Genomic DNA, 18,987 nt, shown 5'->3' with positions numbered 1-18,987 from the left:
AAAACCCCATAACAGTAAGTTATAGGGTTTTTATTTTTTAAGCAATTATAAAAACGCGCACTTTATTTGTTAGGCGCTGGTGTGGTGCGCAAATAAGGCTTAATTTCTGTATGACCTTTAGGATAATTGGCTGCAATGTCTTCATTTTTTACGCTTGGTGGAATGATGACATCATCGCCGTCTTTCCAGTCGACGGGAGTGGCGACGTTATATTTGTCCGACAATTGCATAGCGTCAATAACGCGAATAATCTCGTCGAAATTGCGACCACAGCTGGCTGGATACGTTAAGGTCAAACGTACTTTTTTATTAGGATCAATAATAAAGACACTTCTAACCGTCGCTGTATTATCCGCATTGGGATGAATCATGTCATAAAGATTGGCCACGGTGCGCTCAGAGTCAGCAATGATTGGAAAGTTGACAGCAGTTCCTTGAGTCTCTTCAATATCGCCAACCCAGCCTTTGTGATCTTCTAAGCCATCAACTGATAAAGCAATTGGTTTCACATTGCGCTTTTGAAACTCGCCTCCTAATGCCGCGGTACGACCAAGCTCAGTCGTACATACTGGCGTATAGTCTGCAGGATGTGAAAAGAAAACCACCCAGCTATCTCCTGCCCAATCATAAAAATTGATGTCGCCGTCTGTCGTAGTGGCGTCAAAATTCGGTGCGCTATCACCTAAACGTAAATGTGCCATGCTTAATTCCTTAGCTATTGTTAGTGATGAGCGCTGGTCTCTAAAAGCCAATGTTTAAGCATTAGCATATAAAGAAAATCACGCGCTCTATTATTATCATTGACGCGCGCCGTTATAAGAAAGGACTGGCTACACGTCAGGAAAAACTTACTTTATCTTAACAAACTGATTATCAATGTCTTGTGACGGATTGTAATGTGGTTATACCATTTGGGTTTAAAAAAATAACAGATGATAGAGTTTTTATTTAAACCACCATTCCTGAATCCCACAAACAAAACTCGCCAAATTTACCGCGTTTGCTAGTGCCTCCAGCCGTACGTCCAATATCCGTCAATACCAACTCGCCTTCTTGCTCTACTAGATAGCCTGCGGCAAGGAGTTTGTCATTTAATTCTTGCGTCTTCAAGCCCAACTCTTTCGCCAGCTTCGCTGTAGTAAGCTTAGAGTAATTAGGCGTTGCCGCTTCTGTAGTGGCGATAGCCGTCGCTTGAACAGTAGCGCTTGCTGTTTTAGCGTTAGAGTCAGTCCTGTTATCAGATTCGCTTACTTTTTCGAGGGACATTCTGACTTCATCACTGATACGAATAATGCGCTGGGCTTCCTCATAAGTGTCGGCATAAAGCTTGGTGTCTTCGTTACGGTAAATCAGCACGCCCATTTCATTATTATTGACTTGGCTAAATTCATAGAGATTCAGACTGGTAATGATGCATTCATTTTCGTTAAGGTAGCATTTGGCATGCAAGTTTTTGCAAAAGCTGGTACGGATAAAAGTGAGGTTTTTTAGCCAATTAATCTCTTCGGGGTGCAAGTCATTTTTGCCATAGACAATGCGAATATCGATTTTAAGACGGTTACGATCCTCTAATAGCTCTTTGATGCGCTCATTGAGTTTTAAATAGGGGCTGATAATAATCAATCTGTCAGACGCGTTTTTAATCAACTCTTCTAAATGATAAGTCGTCCCACTGCTATTTAAAAACTTTGCCATTCTAATGCCCCCAACATCTATTATCAAAATTTTTGCGTAGTCACAAAAAAACCCATCCCTAGCGTACTAGAAATGGGCAACATTGCAAACTACTATTGTTGATTATCAGATTAAAATACTATCGATAAGGCTACGACTGACACAGATTAAGCTGGTTTATAACTGTCACGCAAGCTGACAATTTGATTAAACACGGGCTGGTCACTACTGTGCTCTTCGCTATCAGAGATAAAGTAGCCTTCACGCTCAAACTGGAAGCGCGTGCCAGCATCAGCATTGACCAATGATGGCTCAACCACGGCATTAAGTTTAGTCAATGAGTTAGGGTTCAATGCTTGATGGACGTCACTGACATTACTCGGATCTTCGACACTAAATAGTGGCTCGTATAGACGCACGGTGGCTGGAATCCCTTGGCTCGCCGATACCCAATGAATCACGCCTTTAACCTTGCGGCCTTCAGGATTTTGACCCAAGGTCGTCGGATCAATCGTCGCTTTTAGCTCCACGACGTTGCCACTATCATCGGTAATATGCTCGGTTACGGCCAATACGTAAGTATTACGCAAACGAATTTCTGGCTTTTCAGGTGATAGACGCTTATAGCCTGCTGGCGGTTCAATCTCGTAATCGCCTTTATCGATATAAATGGTCTCGGTAAACGGAATCTCACGCTCGCCCATATCGATATTAGGATGATTTGGCTGCGTCAACCATAAGGTTTGTGCCTCAGCGTCAAAGCGGGCATTGACGCTATCAGCTTTTAGCGCTTCCCACTGGCTGACCGCATCGCTGAAGTTGGTAATGGTGACTTTTAACGGCTTAAGCACTGCCATGCCACGTGCTGTCGTATTGTCTAACGACTGACGAATACTAAATTCTAGCAAACGCATATCAGTCACACCATCCGCTTTGGAGACACCAACGCGATCACAGAAATCACGCAAGCCTTCAGGCGTATAGCCGCGACGACGCATACCAGCGACGGTTGGCATGCGCGGATCATCCCAGCCATCGACGATAGCTTCATCGACCAATTGCTTGAGCTTACGCTTACTGGTCAATGTATGGTCAACATTGAGGCGTGAGAACTCATACTGATGCGGCGGTTGCTCGAAGCCGATTTTATTGACAATCCAATCATAAAACGGACGATGGTCTTCAAACTCAAGGGTACATAACGAATGAGTAATGCCTTCTAAGGCATCTGACAACGGATGGGCAAAATCATACATAGGATAGATGCACCATTTATCACCGGTCTGATGATGTTCTTGATGCATCACACGGTAGATAATTGGGTCGCGCATATTCATATTGGCATCAGTCATGTCAATTTTGGCACGTAATACGGCAGTACCGTCTGCATATTTGCCGTTTTTCATGTCTTCAAACAATGCTGAATTATCTGCTACGCTGGCATCACGCTGCGGTGATGCTTTGCCTGCTTCATTGAATGAGCCACGATTTTCTTTGATTTGCTCAGGGGTCTGTAGGTCAACGTATGCATCGCCCTGCTCGATCAATTGCACCGCCCAGACATATAGCTGGTCGAAGTAGCTAGAAGCATGCAGCGCCTCGCCTGCCCAGTCAAAGCCCAACCATTGCACATCGTTTTTTATATTATCGATGTAATCTTGCTTTTCGGCCGTTGGGTTGGTGTCGTCATAGCGCAAATGACAGATACCACCAAACTCTTTAGCGACGCCAAAGTTTAGACAAATAGACTTTACGTGACCCAAATGCAAGTAGCCATTTGGCTCAGGCGGAAAACGGGTCACAATCTGCTGGTATTTTTGCGCATTGACATCGTCACGAATGATATTACGAATAAAGTCGTTTTTTTGTTCATCTTTTTGTGCATTGTTGCTTGAGTGCTCACTCATCGGGCATTGCTCCTAACGCAAATTGTCCATTCATGCAGCGTGCCATCACGCCTCATGAAAACTTAAACCAAACTACTAAAACTAAGCTACTAAAAATGGATGATCATAAACCTAATTGTTAAAATTGGCGCTGTTAAAATCAGCGTTCAAAAATCATTAAAAATGGAAAGTTGCGTTATTCTATCAGCTTTTGCAAACGCATTAACAGCCAGATACATGACACGGGATAAAAAAGCCGTTAGACTAGCCATAACTTTTAACCACCAACTTTTTATCCACCACTTAACAGCGTCATTTTAGGCGCTGCAATCAAAAAGGAATATCTTATGGTAGACATGCCACCAGTAGTAGAGCTTGAAACCAATATGGGTGCGATCGTTATCGAACTCAATGAAGAAAAAGCGCCAAAAACCGTAGAAAACTTTTTAAACTATGTAAAATCTGGTCATTATGATGGCACGATTTTTCATCGCATCATTGACGGCTTTATGATTCAAGGCGGCGGAATGGACGCTGAAATGAATGAAAAAGCAACCAATGCCCCAGTTGAAAACGAAGCAGACAATGGTCTAAAAAATGATGCTGGTACGATTGCGATGGCACGTACCCAAGATCCACATTCAGCAACCAGTCAGTTTTTCGTTAACGTAAAAGACAACGATTTCCTAAACCACTCTGGCAAAAACATGCAAGGTTGGGGCTACACTGTATTTGGTAAAGTAACAAGCGGTATGGATGTGATCGAAAAAATGCGCGGCGTTCCTACTGGTCGTTTCGGCATGCATGCTGACGTACCAAAAGAGCCAGTCGTTATCAACTCAGCGACCATCATTACTCAGTAATAGTTATTAAGTAATAGTTATTAAGTAATGGTTATTAAGTGATAGTTAAGATATAAGCATTATTGATAGAAGCTTATGACAAGTCACGAGGATAAGGATAAATGCAAAGTTTTGACCATCTAATTACCACCCGCCCTCATGAGGTGCGGCAAGTATTGATTAGCGATTTGCATTTATCGCCTGAAGAGCCTGCCTTAGTGCAGGCTTTTTTGGCGCTATTGGATGATTGCCTTGCCTTGCCTGCGCTTAAGCGACTATTCATTTTGGGCGATTGGTTCGAAGTTTGGCTAGGCGATGATGTGTATTTGTCCTTATCAGAAGAGGAGCGACAAAGTCATTGGCTTACCCAACTTATCATTAAGTTGAAAAAACTACGGGTAGCTGGCTGCGAGATTTTAGTCATGCATGGCAACCGTGATTTTCTATTGGGGCAGCCTTTTTGTAATATATTCGGTGGCGAGCTTATTTTTGAGCCTTACGCCTTAAAAGTCGGTCAACAAGACTACCGCTTAGAGCATGGCGATGCCTTGTGTACTGATGATAAAAAGTATCAGTTTTTTCGCAAAGTAATGCGCAATCCTATGACCCAATGGTATTTGCTGAACAAACCGCTAAAAAAACGTCTGGCTATCGCCGATAACATGCGTAAAAAAAGTCAAAAGAACAATGCCAATAAAGCCGCGCATATTATGGATGTTAATGACAAAGCTGTGGCAGCCGCAGTGAATAACAATGATGCGCTATTACATGGACATACTCATCGTCCTGCCATTCATCAAAGGGATAATGACAAGATACGTTATGTCCTTGGGGATTGGCGCTTGCTCGATGAAGAAACACGCCAACCCAAAGTCAGTGCGGTGATTGGCGCAGTTGTGACAGAGGCCAGCGTAGAAAACGACCATACAGAATTTGATTTGGTTGAGTTTAGCTATTTAGTGTAGGGTGCGCCTCATTAAGTACCTTTCATTTAAAAGAAAAAGGGTCTGTTGCATAAGTAACAGACCCTTTTTTATACCATTTCACATTCTGCGAATCGCTATTCTGCTAACCATTATCCTAAGGCATGAGTTTAAAGAAATGCTGACGATAATGTTTTAGCTCACGGATAGAATCGCGAATATCATCCAATGCTAAATGACTGCCACCTTTTTCAAAGTTTCTGAGAATATCAGGACGCCAGCGGAAACACAGCTCTTTGATTGATGACACATCAAGGTTGCGATAGTGAAAGAATCGCTCAAGCTCAGGCATTTGGCGCGCCATAAAGCGGCGATCTTGACAGATGGAGTTGCCACACATGGGTGACTTGCCGCTATCGACCCATTTATTGAGGAACTTAATCGTCTCAGCTTCAGCTTCTGCCAATGTCACGGTACTACGGCGCACACGATCCACCAACCCTGACTGCCCATGCTGCTTGGTATTCCAATCATCCATGCCGTTTAAAATACGGTCAGACACTTTGATAGCGAATACAGGTCCTTCAGCAAGGACATTGAGATCCTCGTCCGTCACCACGGTAGCAATCTCGATAATCTCGTCATTGATGGTATCAAGTCCGGTCATTTCTAGGTCAATCCATACCAGCCCTTTTTTGCCTTGGTTTCTGATTTTAATCTTATTGGGATGGTCATCGGTACTCATATTTTGTCCTATGGTCAAAAAAGTTTGGAACAACTTTGGCGCAGTATTACTTACGTAAATCATCACCAGCTGGCAATGCGCAGATAGCATTGCTGTGCGCTTGGTGGTTCATAACGTCCAAAAAAACTTAAACATTACAAAACCACTGTCTGGCACAGGCGCTTTAGGCTGTATGTTAGCAAATTTTCACGCTACACTTAGCAATATTTTTTTAATAGGTCACACTCTCATGGCATTAATCCGGCAACGCAAGCTGACCAAACAACAGATTCGGCGCATCGACAAACAACAGCTGATCAGTCAAGACAGCATCGATGAGAGTTTGATGGATGGCGTGGTCATGGCGCACTATGGTAAGCAATTAGAAGTACAAGTCACCAGCTTGCCAGCGGTCATCCCAGCGCAGCCAGAAGTTGCCCCTGATGATCCTGAGCCGTTTTGGCAAACGCTTGAATTGGGTGATATTTGGCGCTGTCATGTACGTACCAACTTGCCGATGCTGGCCGCTGGTGACCAAGTACGCTGGAGCGCCGATTCTAATACGGGCTTTGGACGTATCGAATCAGTCAAGCCGCGCACGTCTCTCGTCTCACGGCCTGATCGCTATCACAAGCTCAAGCCCGTTGCTGCCAATGTCGATATTCTCGCCATTGTGTTTGCGCCGTTGCCTGCTGCTGCGCCAACCTTAATCGATCGCTATTTGGTCGTCTGTCATCATGCTGGTGTAAAGCCGCTACTCGTCCTTAATAAAGCCGATTTACTAGCAGCAGAAAACGGCGTCGATACCAGTGAGCTGTTGGCGCAGTATGCTGCCCTTGGTTATGAGAGCGTATTAACCTCAGTTGATTGCCCAGAAAACGTCGCAGATAGCGATGAGCAAGAAGGACTGGATGAACTTAAGCGCTACATAGATAAAAAGCTGGTTATTTTTGCCGGACAATCGGGTGTTGGTAAAAGCAGTTTAATCAATGCGCTATTGCCAGACTCTGGGCAGATCGTCAATATCATCTCTGAGAACTCAAAGCTTGGTCAACATACCACCACCACCAGCCGTCTGTTACCCTTTAACCCTGATGATTTAACCCAAGGCGGTATCGTTGATACGCCGGGTATTCGCGAATATGGTATTTGGCATTTGACGCCGGATGATATTATCTCAGGCTTCGTTGAGCTTGCACCACTGTCAGGTGACTGTCAATTCCGTGATTGTCGCCACACTCACAACAGCAAAGGCTGCGCGTTATGGCAAGCCGTTGCTGACGGTGAAGTGCTGCAACGCCGCGTTGAAAATTTGGTGACGCTAAGAGAAGAAGCTGACACCAAACCTTATTAACCGTTGCCTTATTAACTGTTAAACGTTAGGTTGAGCATCACACGTTTACTATAGATGACCTTATCGGTATAATAGCGCCTTGTTCAATATCGTTAGGCTGTCTTCTCAGCTTAATAGAACACTCATTTTTGGAGGTATGTTTTGGATCGTGCGCTAGAATTTGTGGGTAACCACCCGTTTTTATTTGGCATATTAGCCGTACTTGCCGTACTGTTCTTTGCCATCGAAAACAAACGTAGCGGTAAGAAAATATCACCCAATACCCTTGGGATGATGGTGAACTCGCAAAACGCGCAGCTTATCGATATTCGAGCCAAAAAGAAGTTTGAGACCGGTTATATCCAAGGCAGCCGCAACATACCTTTTACTGATCTCAAAGACCGCATCGAAGAGATTCGTGCGATTGAGCATCCAGTCATCATCATTTGCGATATGGGCGTGCAAGCAGGCGCAGCCATCCAAATGATTGGCAAAGACAGTGTTTACCGCTTAGAAGGCGGTGTTGGCGGTTGGCAAAGTGCTGGCATGCCATTGGTCGGTGTAAAAGATGCCAAATCTAAGAATAAAGGTAAGGCAAAACCGAGCTTGCATAAGTAGCTTGCTCAGGCTACACGCTCGTTCTCACTGCTAGCAGCGCAAAGTTAGAAAAAAGACACTTCTTCATTGGGTGTCTTTTTTTGTGTGGCATTTACGCTACTGTCACACCTTTTGGGCTTAGCCAGCTTGAATTTATGCTACCCATCCCCACTTTATAATGAGCATAATCAATTACGTTTGTAATTTACTCGTTGGTGACGGATTATAATATTTTTTATAACATGAGTGTTTATAATAAAACTGTTGCCGCATAAACTGATAAATAAGGATTTACCATGACTGTATCTGTTAAAGTTTACACCACTCCTATCTGCCCTTACTGCTCAAACGCCAAACAACTGCTAAAATCTAAAGGCGTTGACTATGAAGAAATCGGTATGCATGACATGAGCAGCGATGAGCGCCGTGCTTTGATGCAAAAAACCAATAACTATCGCACCGTACCACAAATTTTCGTCGGTGAGACTTTCGTTGGTGGTTTTGATGAGCTCAATCAAATGAACCAACAGGGCAAACTTGACGAGCTATTAGCAGGTTAATCTGTTAACTTTGCTGACTGTCATTCTTTACCTGTGCTATCTTTGCGTTTGTAAAGATTTGATATTCGAAGATCAACAACGGCAAGAATAAAAAATTGGTAAAAAAAATATCGAGATAATGTCTAAATAACCTCGAAACATAGTCTCGATTTATATTACAATTATTATTTGCCCACTCATTTGATTAACTTTTAGAGGAATTATCATGGCTGAAGAACAAGCACAACCACAATTGGCACTAGAACGCATTTATGTCAAAGACATGTCACTTGAAGTACCAGGCGCTGGCGTATTCACCAAAGAGTGGAACCCTGAGCTGGATATCAACTTATCAAGTAACGCTGAAAAACTTGACGACGATCATTATCAAGTAATTTTGACGGTAAGCGTCACGGCTAAAAACGCAGATGAAGCGGCGTTTATCGCTGAAGTGCATCAAGCCGGTATTTTCTTATTAAAAGATATTCCAGAAGATCAAATTGGTCAAATTTTAGGTGCATACTGCCCTAACGTGCTATTCCCATACGCTCGCGAAGTCATCAGCGACATCGTGACGCGTGGTAGCTTCCCGCAGTTATTGCTAGCACCAGTAAATTTTGATCAAGCTTACGCACAAAGCCAACAACAAGCGCAAGTAGATGCTGAAGGTAACGCATAAGTTTTAAATCAGAAATGTACTGACTTTATAAGTCAGTACATTTTGATAAAAAAGCCGTTTACTCATAATGAGTGAGCGGCTTTTTTTATGGATTGGTTTCCATAATGTTAAGGCAGTTTTATCACTATCAATTTTTGGACATAAAAAAACCCTGCTAATGAACAGGGTTTTTACTGACTACATCTATCATTTACAATCGATAGCTAGCCCTTTAGTGCAGACAAAATTTGTTGCTTAACCTCATCGATGCCTTGGGTACCATCAAACTTGTCATAGTTAGGCGCTGCATTACCAACATCGCCGCCTTCTTTGGCTTTGTCTTGATAAAAACCAACGAGCGCTGATGTTTGCTCATGATAAGTAGACAGACGGTCGCGAATGGTAGACTCTTCATCGTCTTCACGCTGGATAAGCGCTTCGCCAGTCACATCATCAAGGCCTTCTTGCTTCGGTGGATTATGATCGACATGATAAACGCGACCTGAGCCTGGATGCTGGCGACGACCAGATAGGCGATTGACGATTTCGTCATCAGGCACACTGATTTCAATCACATGATCAATCGATACGTCCGCATCAGCAAGCGCTTGAGCTTGCGGAATCGTACGTGGAAAACCATCCAAGATACAACCATTCGCGCAATCAGGCTTAGCGATACGTTCTTTCACTAGGTTGATGATGAGATCGTCAGAAACCAAACCACCAGCATTCATAATGTCTTTGGCTTGTTTGCCAAGCTCGCTACCTTCTTTGATTGCTGCACGCAGCATATCACCCGTTGAGATCTGCGGAATATCATATTCTTTAGAGATAAACTGGGCTTGGGTACCTTTACCGGCGCCTGGTGGACCTAGCAAAATAATACGCATCATTACACGACTCTCCTTAATAAATGGGATTTTGGGACAAATAAAAATCAGGGATTGGTTGATTGCAAAGCTACCTTACCTTGTGGCTTTGCAAAGCTCAAGTATTTTCATTATTACTGTGATAAGTTGCCATGACTTATCTGTTCATATAATGCTATTGCGCGTGACTCCGACGGGCAACAGCAGTGGTATTAAAAACCGATGGTGTGAGGGAATTATATCAAGGAACCTGTTGATTGATATCAACGTTGACCTGATTTTGCTCAGCGCTAATCACCACAGGATTACCCGATAAATCACCTGACTCTGCACTGGCATTGCCGCTATGGCTAATGCGGGCAATGACGGCCAACTGTATTTTGTCCGCACGGGCAGATTTTAGCGTTCGTGTCGGCATCATGGCATCAAGATCACTTAGACTGATATTGACCTCACCTTGCTTAATCACGCTAATTGGCAAACGCTTAGCAGCAAACGGCGGACCACCTTTGACATCGCGTATCGCTACAAACAAAACATCATCGCCTTTGACCAGCGGTAACAAACTGGCGTTGATCGTTATTGTGACATCGATACCTTCAGAGGCTTGTTGTTGCTGAGTCGTCACATTAGCACTCAACTCGTCCAAACTGGCCAGTGCTTGTGTATGATCCCCAGGCTTGGCCGCAATACTAGCGCGCAAACGCTTAATCCAGCCTTGTGCTTGATCAAAGTTACTACTGCGTGCCTCACCCATTGCCATGAGCATTTGCGCACCCTCATGCTGTGGATTTTTGGCTAAAACCGCCTCCAAAACACGACGACTATTATCATCCAACTGCCCTTTATTGGCAAAGAAGCTAATCTGTGCGTACGTCGTCGCAATCTCTTCGTTATCTGGCGACAATCGATAGGCGCGCGACAATGCTTCTAGTGCCGAGTCTGTCGCCTCTAATGATAAGAACAACTCTGATAAGCGCATCCAGCGATTGTAGTCATCAGCATGGCGATAGACATTGGTTTGCATAGCGCTAATCAGCTGCTGCCCATCTTCAATGGCCCATGCTGGCGGCTGGTCAATCTTACCTGTGAGTAAATCATCAGCAACTTGACCAACTTTATCCTCGGCAGCCCACAATTCAAAAACAGGCGTGCGATCACCAATCATCAGATATGCCATGACCGCCAAGACCGGCACCCAAACTATAATAATCAATCGGCTTTTGATACCTGGTACGACCATCGGTGCTACAACGCGCTGTGCATCTAAAAGCTGACGTTCAAGCTCGAGCTTTTGGGTTTGATAATGGCTATCATCAATCGTGCCAGCATCCTTATCCGATTTTAGTTCTGCTAGGCGTGCCCGAAAGACAGCGATGTTGATATCGAGTAGCTGATTGTCCACGGGTTTATCTGGTGCGCGTGAGGCTCTCAACCACGGCATGATGGCGATAACACCAAGGATCAAAGCGATAAATAAGCTTAGAGCAATGAATAAGCCAACGGTAGAAAATAGGGTCATTTTTTGTCCTCGAGGCTGGTGGTGTCATGATCCGTTCTATTGACGCTATTATTGCTATCGGCGCGTGATAACAGGCGATCAAGTTCAGCTTGTTCTGCTGCCGTCAACGCAGCCGCGCTACTATCCATCGTCACTCCACTTTGACCACTGGCAATACGCTGATGGCGCTTACTCTGCCAAAACCAACCAACAATTAAAAACACTAGTAATAAAGGCGGGAAAAACCATAGTATCCACGTCGAAGGACGGACAGGTGGCTTATAGCTAATAAAGTCACCATAGCGCTCCTGCATATAACTGCGAATTTCGGTATCACTACGACCATCTTTGACCATATCGTAGGTTTTTTGCTTTAGGTCTTGGGCAATTGGCGCATCAGAACCTGCAAGGTTTTGATTTTGGCATTTGGGACAGCGCAGCTCTTCGATGAGACCACGATACTGGGCTTCTTGTTGAATAGAGTCAAAGTCGTAAACGTCAATGGCGGCATAAGCGGTCATACTTACGCTCATAGCAAGACTTATACTTAACAAACAGGCAGATATAAAGCTGGCGAATGTCGTGCTCAGAGTCTTCATGTGCTTTATAAGCATAGTCGTTATAGACATCGTCATCATTTGCACGCCTCCTTGACCTGAGTAGCGTCAGGACTGACATTACGCTTATTGGCTTCGTTGAGTACCATGAGACAAGGCGTGATACGACTTTGCCAATTGCTCTCATTAATCTCACCGATGATATGCTGACGAATCACCCCTTCACCATCGACAATGAAAGTCTCAGGCGCACCCGTCAAACCTAAGTCTAAAGCAAACTGTCCCGATAAATCCTGAATAGACATCGAGAATGGATCACCACCACGGTTGAGGTAGCTGAGGGCATCACCAATTTCATCTTTATAATTGACGCCAACCAAATTGACACCGCGCTCTTCTAGCTGCATTAAAAAAGGATGCTCGATAATACAAGTGGGACACCAAGAACCCCAAATATTTAGCAAAAACGGCTGATCAGGCAGATTGTCATTGGTCATAATACGGCTAGTATCGGATAACAATGGCAGCTCAAAAGCAGGTACTGGACGCTCAAGCGCGGTATTGGTTACGATCTCAGTCGGCTGACCTAAGCGCATGTAGAGCATAACCACAAAGCCTGCAAAGACGATAAGCGGAATGACAAACCATATCTTTAGCTGCTTTTTATTTATGGTTTTGTTGCCGTTTTGATTAGAGGTATTATTTGACCTAGTCATACTATTTGTCCCCCATCTTTGCTGCTGGTACTTCTACCTCTGCTACTGTTGCAAAACCTGCAGCATTAATCACATTTTGGCTGACAGTCTTAGGCTTTTTAATTCGATAGCGCTTATCTAACATACTTAGCAGCCCACCTAGAGCCATAATAATAGCACCAAGCCATATCCAACGAATCAACGGCTTCACATAGATGCGTACCGCCCATTGGTTGCTGTCTTTAGCAATCGGTTCGCCAAGTGCCACATAGACATCACGCATGAGGCTGGCATCAATCGCCGCTTCAGTCATCGGCATCATACTAATGATATAGTTACGCTTTTCAGGGTACAAGGTGGTCACATCTTGACCGTCTTTGCTTACTAATACCTCGGCTTGTGTCGCATCAAAGTTACTGCCTTTGACTTCGCTAAAGCCTTTTACGGTAAAGTCATAGCCTTGCACGTGGACGCTATCGTTTGGTCCCAGCGCCACATCTCGCTCGATACTCAGACTGCTAGTAAAGGCAATACCGATAACCGCTATTAAGACGCCAATGTGTGCCGTTTGCTGACCCCAGTAGCTCAAACGTAATTGACTTAAGCCTTTTAAAAGGCTCGGTGCATTTTTGGTTTTGTCTTTAAAGTCGACCACCATCCAGAACAATACCCAAAAGCTAACCGCCAAAGTAACGCCAATATTTAGCATAGAAGAGGGATGGACAAAGTAGGTAATAATGGCCGCAAGCACCAGACTACTAACCGCAATGACCATACCAACGCCTAGTAATGGACGCTTGTCTTTTTTCCAACGGATATTGGAGCCCATGCCCATTGCAATTAACAACAACCACGTTAAAGGCACAAACAGCGCATTAAAGTAAGGAGGACCAACGGACACTTGACCTAAATTAAAGGCATCAGCAATGATAGGATATAGCGTGCCAAGCAGCACCACCAAGGTCGAAATCAAAATAATGACGTTATTGATGACTAAGAATGACTCACGCGAGATGAGCTGGTACTGACTCTCAACTGTCAAGCTCCAGCCGCGGATAGCAAACATCAATAAACCACCGCCAACGATAACACCCAAAATAACCAAAATAACCAGACCACGCGTTGGATCGGCTGCGAACGAATGCACCGACGTAATGACCCCAGAGCGAACTAAGAAAGTACCAAGTAAGCTCAGCGCAAAGGCAAAAATTGCCAGCATAATCGTCCAAGCTTTAAAAACACCGCGCTTTTCTGTGACTGCTAGCGAATGTAATAAAGCAAGACCAGCAAGCCATGGCATCAGTGAGGCGTTCTCTACCGGATCCCAGAACCACCAACCACCCCAGCCAAGCTCATAATAAGCCCACCACGAGCCTAGCGCGATACCAATAGTTAAGAAACCCCAAGCAGCCAGTGCCCATGGACGCGACCAACGTGTCCAAACGGCATCCAAGCGCCCTTCCCACAGTGCAGCCATACAAAACGCAAACGGCACCACCATACCCACATAACCCATATACAGCATAGGCGGGTGAATAATCAGACCGAAATCTTGTAGAACCGGGTTTAAATCGGCACCATCGACAGGCAAATTCGGCAGGGTACGATCAAACGGCGATGAGGTGAAAATCAGCATCGCCAGCATCATCATCTGTACGCCAGCCAAAATCACCAGTACGCGCGCGCGCATTGACAATGGCAGACCACGGCTAAAGTAAGAGACCAAGGCACACCAAGTGGCCATGATGGTCATCCAAAGCAACAATGACCCTTCATGCCCGCCCCATGTCGCTGATAGCTTATAGTACCAAGGCAATAAAGTATTAGAGTGCTGACTGACGTAGACTAGGCTAAAATCATTATAATAAAAGCCTGCCATCAAAGCGCCAAACGAGATAATCATTGCGGCAAACTGTGCCCACGCCAAACTTGGCGCCAAACGCTGCCAAGCAACGTGATCACGCATAACGCCAATGGTTGGTAATACTACTTGCAAAATCGCCAACATAAAAGCGATCAGCAAGGCAAAATAACCCAATTCTGTGATTAACATACGGTCTAACCTTGTTTACCTTGGATACAATTAAAGGTTCACCGATGGCATGGTTAGCCACTGGCAAACACTAAATAATCCTTTATTTGGTCATGGTTTACGGTTGAAAACTGAGGTTTCAGTGGCTATAGAAGCCCATAAAACCCGCTACTATTATCCTGATATATTAATACGAATTATTAATACAAAGAAGCTGGCTTAAACTAGGGCATGTCGAGCACTCAACTATAGCACTGGCAATAGCAGTGACTATTTATCAATGCTCTGTGACTCTTCAACACGCCCTAATATTGTTAACTATATTATTTTAGAAAGCTTTTAAAAGTTTTGACTCATTGCTCTACTACTGCATCGCTGGGAAAAACACCAATACCAAATGCAACCAACCTGCCAAAAATCCAGTCAATCCGCCCAAGACGATAAGTGTCATCTCATCTTCACGAAACGCCGGACGTAATAAATTCTGAAACTCATCTGGCGATAGCGCACGAATACGATCCCGAAACAGCCCAAATATCTTACTAGCGCGGCTTTCATTCAGCTCAGGATCTCGCAGTGGCACCATAGTAGCAACGATAGATTTGTCAATGATAGTGTTTTTTAACTGTCCATACTCACGGCGACCAAGCCCTACGCGCAAGGTTGTGCTAATGACAGGAGATTCTAGCACTTCATATAGGTGCGACTTCATAAGTTCACGCGTTTGCACAGCACGATCCCCATACATCATCTCATTCATGATGTTCTCAAGCGTGACCAAATCCTTTACCACAATCTCAGCAAAAACTTCAGAGACTTCCTCTTGCCGTTTCATGAAACCACCCTGAAAACGATACTGACCAATATGCGGCAGCTGCGGCCTAATAAACGGGAAGCGACTTTGCAGCGCAAAAAACTTCACATAAGGGATAAAGTGTGGCTGCACTGGATTAAACACCATCCAAATGGCAATCCAGTTGGTAAGAAATCCCCAAATAGCGGCAAAGAAAGGCACCGTCCAATGCTGCGGCACCACCAAAAATATAAACATTTGGATAATACCGAAAACCAGTCCGATCAACGCACTGATATGCCAAATAAAGTTAATCTCTTTTTGGCCTACCTTCAAAAACATATCGACCATTAAGCGTCGATCATTTTCCATCGTATTAACGATCATTTTACGCATATCGACCAAGTCTTCGACATGATAAGTCAAATCCGTCACGAGCGACTGCATGATACTAGGCAGCTCTTTGTGCGCTTGAGCATAGACGCGACGCTTTAACGCATAAGGCAAATTGCCCCATAGTGCTGGCGAGTGATCCAGCATAATCTCATCAATCAGTGGCTCAAGGTTTTTATCCACCGTATCAGTGATGAATACTGCCATCTGCTCAGGTTCCATCGCCTTAAAAAACTCATTAAGCGAACCCAATTTGGAGAGCGTCTGATCTACAATCACCCCAGATATCTTGCCCGCTTTTCGCGGAACGATACCTTGCCAACCGATACCCGGTAGACCAAAAAATGGAAAGTTCGGAATACGAATACCCCAAAACTTGACCGGATAAAACAGCATTTTGAGCGCCATCCATACATGTATCCAAGTGACGAATGCCGTCACTGGTGGAATGGTCAACATGGCAAAAAACTCTGGGTGCTCAGCTATCGTCTGCCACAATGAAGTTGCGTCCATGACTTTCTGTGTCCCTGACGTGATGGTTGTCGTTGCTAACGAAATACGCTTAGCAAGTTGAGAACGCTTAAAAAGACGTTCCGCCCAAATAACTACTATAAAATAAATCGCCTGATTTTAGCATACTTGCCGTTTATTAGCACACGTAGACCAGAAGCAAGTTGTGACTAAAGGTGACATATTTTATGTGATTCTGATGGTAGAAAAAATATTAATATGGTCTATCGCTTGTGTGGCGTATTATGACAACAAAATAAATGGCTGAGTACTGCGCCCTCGCGTTTGTTCTGTTATAATTTGTGCTTAATTTGCAGCGAAACCTAGCATACCACCCCGTGCAATCCAATGCTTACTCATAATACTGTATGTGATTGAAATCCTTTATCTTATCTTTTACATTCATCGCGTTTTGGCTTACTTCCCTGCCTTTTTATTCCATTTCCAATGCTTCTCCGACCGCCTGAGTACTTATTTTCTATGAATAAACCGCTAGCTTCCGACACCGAACAGGTCAACCGTATTTTTGCGCACCGAATTATTATCTTTGGGCTGTTAATATTTTTGGGTCTGAGTGGTTTGCTAATACGCTATGGTTATTTGCAAGTTTATGCTCATGATAAGTACACCACACAGGCAGACAATAATCGCATTAAGCTAATATCTGCGCCACCCAGCCGTGGTTATATTTATGATCGGAATGGTGTAATTTTGGCAGACAATCAGCCCGTGTTTACTGCCATGCTAAGCCCTGATGAAGTGGAAAACCCAGAACGCACTTTGAATTTGCTCGCGCCTATTTTTGAGCTTACTGATAAAGACATCACGGATATTTTGGCACGTCTGAGCAAAAGCAAAAATGATCCGGTAACCGTCAAAATCGACTTAACCGAAGCGCAATTGGCTCAGTTCAGTGAGCGCAAACCTTTCTTTCGTGGCGTAACCATCCAGAGTAAGCTCACACGCTCATATCCTTATGACGAACTATTTGCCCATGTCATTGGTTATGTCGGTCGTATCAATGATAAAGAAACCAAGCGCATTGACAAAGATCGCTATGCGGGTACAGATCTGATTGGCAAAATCGGCATCGAAGATTTTTATGAAGATATCTTACTTGGGCAACCGGGCTACCAATCGGTAGAAACAGATGCCCATGGCAACATCATCCGCCAACTAGACACCAAGCCACCGATTGCAGGGAATGACATTACCTTGAGCTTGGACTATGGTTTACAAACCATCGCCCAGCAGCAGCTCGATGGTCGTCGTGGTGCTATTGTGGCGATAGATCCCCAAAACGGTGACGTATTAGCCTTTGTGAGTAATCCAAGCTACGATCCCAACCCTTTTATCTCTGGCATCTCGTTTAAAGACTATGGCTCTCTGCGAGAAGACCTAGACCAGCCGCTCTACAATCGAGCGCTACAAGGCACCTACCCGCCCGGCTCTACCATTAAACCCTTTGAAGGCCTAGGCGGAATTCATTACGGTTTACGCAATTGGGACACCACCATCTATGATCCCGGTTATTTTAGCCTGCCTGGAGACTCACACCGTTTTCGCGATTGGAAACGCGGTGGTCACGGCACGGTCGATCTCAAAAAATCCATCGTGATGTCAGTCGATACCTACTATTATAAACTGGCCTACGAGATGGGCATTCAACGTCTGCATGATTGGATGGTACGCTTTGGCTTTGGCGAAGAGACAGGCATTGACTTGCCCAATGAAAAGTCAGGCATTATGCCTTCGCCTAAGTGGAAAAAAGACACTTACGATAAAGGCTGGTTACCTGGTGAAACCATCTCAGTCAGTATCGGTCAAGGGTATTTCTTGGCAACGCCGCTACAGATCGCTAATGCGACAGCGATGACTGCGAACAAAGGCTATCACATCACCCCGCATCTATTAAAAAGCAGCGATGGTGCAGCAGCGGTCAATGTCATCACCAAACCCGATGGCAAAATTGATTATAATGGCAAACCCTCTGATTGGCTGCGTATGCACGATGCGATGGAAAGTGTGGTTAAAGATGGCACAGGACGCGGTATCTATACCCCGCGCTATCGTATCGCAGGCAAGACTGGTACAGCACAAGTAAAATCCATCGCTCAAGGCAAACGTTATGATAAGTCTGCGATAGACAAACGCCACTGGGATCATGCATGGTTCAATGGTTTTGCGCCAGTAGAAGACCCACAAATCGCCCTTGCCGTGTTGGTCGAAAACGGCGGCGGCGGTAGTGCCGTGGCAGCACCTATTGGTCGCGCGCTGTTTGACTATTGGGTATTACAACGCAAAAACGATCCTATCCTGCCACCCTCTGCTGATGAGCTAAAAATCATCAAACGTCAAAAAGCCTTTGAAAAAATCATGCGTGACACCCTGCGTGATAAAGAGAAGGCACTAGCAGAACAAGCAGAAACCACGACAGCGACCGAATAAAAACCAATACAGA

The 18,987-nt window shown here is 44.6% G+C and carries 17 protein-coding genes; 7 read left to right on the top strand and 10 right to left on the bottom strand.

Features of this window, described 5'->3' with window-relative positions; translation table 11 throughout:
* Window positions 1-62: 62 nt before the first annotated feature.
* The 3 genes from ACMFL8_RS04505 to ACMFL8_RS04495 all read right to left on the bottom strand — a co-directional run bounded on the left by ACMFL8_RS04505 (window position 63) and on the right by ACMFL8_RS04495 (window position 3,581).
* Window positions 63-701, bottom strand: a complete 639-nt coding sequence (locus tag ACMFL8_RS04505) for a peroxiredoxin (RefSeq protein WP_010199256.1) — start codon at window positions 699-701, stop codon at window positions 63-65.
* A gap of 247 nt (window positions 702-948) precedes the next feature.
* On the bottom strand, window positions 949-1,695 hold the full coding sequence (locus ACMFL8_RS04500; RefSeq protein ID WP_240215801.1) for a phospholipase D family protein: 747 nt from the start codon (window positions 1,693-1,695) through the stop codon (window positions 949-951).
* A gap of 146 nt (window positions 1,696-1,841) precedes the next feature.
* Window positions 1,842-3,581 carry a glutamine--tRNA ligase/YqeY domain fusion protein gene (locus tag ACMFL8_RS04495; protein ID WP_413190215.1) on the bottom strand — a complete coding sequence of 580 codons (1,740 nt, stop codon included), beginning with the start codon at window positions 3,579-3,581 and terminating at the stop codon, window positions 1,842-1,844.
* Between the two features lie 326 nt (window positions 3,582-3,907).
* On the opposite strand from ACMFL8_RS04495, the gene ACMFL8_RS04490 reads away from it, so the two are divergent.
* The gene (locus tag ACMFL8_RS04490) at window positions 3,908-4,423 is read left to right on the top strand and encodes a peptidylprolyl isomerase (protein WP_010199251.1); all 516 of its coding nucleotides are present in this window, start codon (window positions 3,908-3,910) and stop codon (window positions 4,421-4,423) included.
* A 101-nt stretch (window positions 4,424-4,524) separates the two neighbouring features.
* Window positions 4,525-5,367 carry a UDP-2,3-diacylglucosamine diphosphatase gene (locus ACMFL8_RS04485; protein WP_413190214.1) on the top strand — a complete coding sequence of 281 codons (843 nt, stop codon included), beginning with the start codon at window positions 4,525-4,527 and terminating at the stop codon, window positions 5,365-5,367.
* Between the two features lie 115 nt (window positions 5,368-5,482).
* Here ACMFL8_RS04485 and orn read toward each other — a convergent pair whose 3' ends face one another.
* On the bottom strand, window positions 5,483-6,070 hold the full coding sequence (gene orn, locus ACMFL8_RS04480) for an oligoribonuclease (RefSeq protein ID WP_037033272.1): 588 nt from the start codon (window positions 6,068-6,070) through the stop codon (window positions 5,483-5,485).
* Window positions 6,071-6,299: 229 nt separating this feature from the next.
* Between orn and rsgA the strand changes: the two genes are divergently transcribed.
* The 4 genes from rsgA to secB all read left to right on the top strand — a co-directional run bounded on the left by rsgA (window position 6,300) and on the right by secB (window position 9,197).
* Entirely contained in the window at window positions 6,300-7,403 is a 1,104-nt protein-coding gene (rsgA, locus tag ACMFL8_RS04475) for a ribosome small subunit-dependent GTPase A (RefSeq protein ID WP_189584224.1), read from the top strand.
* Window positions 7,404-7,544: 141 nt separating this feature from the next.
* Window positions 7,545-8,000: a rhodanese-like domain-containing protein gene (locus ACMFL8_RS04470; RefSeq protein WP_010199245.1), complete on the top strand. Its 456-nt coding sequence runs from the start codon at window positions 7,545-7,547 to the stop codon at window positions 7,998-8,000.
* A gap of 275 nt (window positions 8,001-8,275) precedes the next feature.
* A complete protein-coding gene (gene grxC, locus ACMFL8_RS04465; RefSeq protein WP_010199242.1) occupies window positions 8,276-8,539 on the top strand; it encodes a glutaredoxin 3 in 264 nt (87 codons plus the stop codon).
* A 205-nt stretch (window positions 8,540-8,744) separates the two neighbouring features.
* Window positions 8,745-9,197: a protein-export chaperone SecB gene (gene secB, locus ACMFL8_RS04460; protein ID WP_010199239.1), complete on the top strand. Its 453-nt coding sequence runs from the start codon at window positions 8,745-8,747 to the stop codon at window positions 9,195-9,197.
* A gap of 203 nt (window positions 9,198-9,400) precedes the next feature.
* Here the strand turns inward: secB and adk are convergent, their stop codons facing one another.
* The 6 genes from adk to ACMFL8_RS04430 form a co-directional block, all read right to left on the bottom strand.
* Window positions 9,401-10,069: an adenylate kinase gene (gene adk / locus ACMFL8_RS04455; RefSeq protein ID WP_413190213.1), complete on the bottom strand. Its 669-nt coding sequence runs from the start codon at window positions 10,067-10,069 to the stop codon at window positions 9,401-9,403.
* 217 nt (window positions 10,070-10,286) lie between these two features.
* Window positions 10,287-11,567: a c-type cytochrome biogenesis protein CcmI gene (gene ccmI, locus ACMFL8_RS04450; protein WP_194620203.1), complete on the bottom strand. Its 1,281-nt coding sequence runs from the start codon at window positions 11,565-11,567 to the stop codon at window positions 10,287-10,289.
* Entirely contained in the window at window positions 11,564-12,067 is a 504-nt protein-coding gene (locus ACMFL8_RS04445) for a cytochrome c-type biogenesis protein (RefSeq protein ID WP_413190212.1), read from the bottom strand. The genes ccmI and ACMFL8_RS04445 overlap by 4 nt, the downstream gene beginning before the upstream one ends.
* A 113-nt stretch (window positions 12,068-12,180) precedes the next feature.
* Entirely contained in the window at window positions 12,181-12,819 is a 639-nt protein-coding gene (locus ACMFL8_RS04440; RefSeq protein WP_010199230.1) for a DsbE family thiol:disulfide interchange protein, read from the bottom strand.
* A 1-nt stretch (window position 12,820) separates the two neighbouring features.
* A complete protein-coding gene (locus ACMFL8_RS04435) occupies window positions 12,821-14,851 on the bottom strand; it encodes a heme lyase CcmF/NrfE family subunit (protein ID WP_240215794.1) in 2,031 nt (676 codons plus the stop codon).
* Window positions 14,852-15,194: 343 nt separating this feature from the next.
* Window positions 15,195-16,529, bottom strand: coding sequence for a membrane protein (locus ACMFL8_RS04430; protein ID WP_010199226.1), 1,335 nt, complete (start codon window positions 16,527-16,529; stop codon window positions 15,195-15,197).
* Between the two features lie 477 nt (window positions 16,530-17,006).
* On the opposite strand from ACMFL8_RS04430, the gene mrdA reads away from it, so the two are divergent.
* Entirely contained in the window at window positions 17,007-18,974 is a 1,968-nt protein-coding gene (gene mrdA / locus ACMFL8_RS04425; RefSeq protein ID WP_413190211.1) for a penicillin-binding protein 2, read from the top strand.
* Window positions 18,975-18,987 lie beyond the last annotated feature (13 nt).

The sequence above is a fragment of the Psychrobacter sp. AT9 genome (assembly GCF_047272965.1).
GTDB classification, from domain to species: Bacteria; Pseudomonadota; Gammaproteobacteria; order Pseudomonadales; family Moraxellaceae; genus Psychrobacter; species Psychrobacter glaciei.
This window is presented reverse-complemented; position numbering and strand designations above follow the sequence as displayed.

Excerpts from the sequence above, each read along its gene's own strand:
- ACMFL8_RS04505 (WP_010199256.1), bottom strand. The coding sequence starts at position 701 with ATGGCACATTTACGTTTAGGTGATAGCGCACCGAATTTTGACGCCACT.
- ACMFL8_RS04500 (WP_240215801.1), bottom strand. The coding sequence starts at position 1,695 with ATGGCAAAGTTTTTAAATAGCAGTGGGACGACTTATCATTTAGAAGAG.
- ACMFL8_RS04495 (WP_413190215.1), bottom strand. The coding sequence starts at position 3,581 with ATGAGTGAGCACTCAAGCAACAATGCACAAAAAGATGAACAAAAAAAC.
- ACMFL8_RS04490 (WP_010199251.1), top strand. The coding sequence starts at position 3,908 with ATGGTAGACATGCCACCAGTAGTAGAGCTTGAAACCAATATGGGTGCG.
- ACMFL8_RS04485 (WP_413190214.1), top strand. The coding sequence starts at position 4,525 with ATGCAAAGTTTTGACCATCTAATTACCACCCGCCCTCATGAGGTGCGG.
- orn (WP_037033272.1), bottom strand. The coding sequence starts at position 6,070 with ATGAGTACCGATGACCATCCCAATAAGATTAAAATCAGAAACCAAGGC.
- rsgA (WP_189584224.1), top strand. The coding sequence starts at position 6,300 with ATGGCATTAATCCGGCAACGCAAGCTGACCAAACAACAGATTCGGCGC.
- grxC (WP_010199242.1), top strand. The coding sequence starts at position 8,276 with ATGACTGTATCTGTTAAAGTTTACACCACTCCTATCTGCCCTTACTGC.
- secB (WP_010199239.1), top strand. The coding sequence starts at position 8,745 with ATGGCTGAAGAACAAGCACAACCACAATTGGCACTAGAACGCATTTAT.
- adk (WP_413190213.1), bottom strand. The coding sequence starts at position 10,069 with ATGATGCGTATTATTTTGCTAGGTCCACCAGGCGCCGGTAAAGGTACC.
- ccmI (WP_194620203.1), bottom strand. The coding sequence starts at position 11,567 with ATGACCCTATTTTCTACCGTTGGCTTATTCATTGCTCTAAGCTTATTT.
- ACMFL8_RS04445 (WP_413190212.1), bottom strand. The coding sequence starts at position 12,067 with ATGACCGCTTATGCCGCCATTGACGTTTACGACTTTGACTCTATTCAA.
- ACMFL8_RS04440 (WP_010199230.1), bottom strand. The coding sequence starts at position 12,819 with ATGACTAGGTCAAATAATACCTCTAATCAAAACGGCAACAAAACCATA.
- ACMFL8_RS04435 (WP_240215794.1), bottom strand. The coding sequence starts at position 14,851 with ATGTTAATCACAGAATTGGGTTATTTTGCCTTGCTGATCGCTTTTATG.
- ACMFL8_RS04430 (WP_010199226.1), bottom strand. The coding sequence starts at position 16,529 with ATGGACGCAACTTCATTGTGGCAGACGATAGCTGAGCACCCAGAGTTT.
- mrdA (WP_413190211.1), top strand. The coding sequence starts at position 17,007 with ATGAATAAACCGCTAGCTTCCGACACCGAACAGGTCAACCGTATTTTT.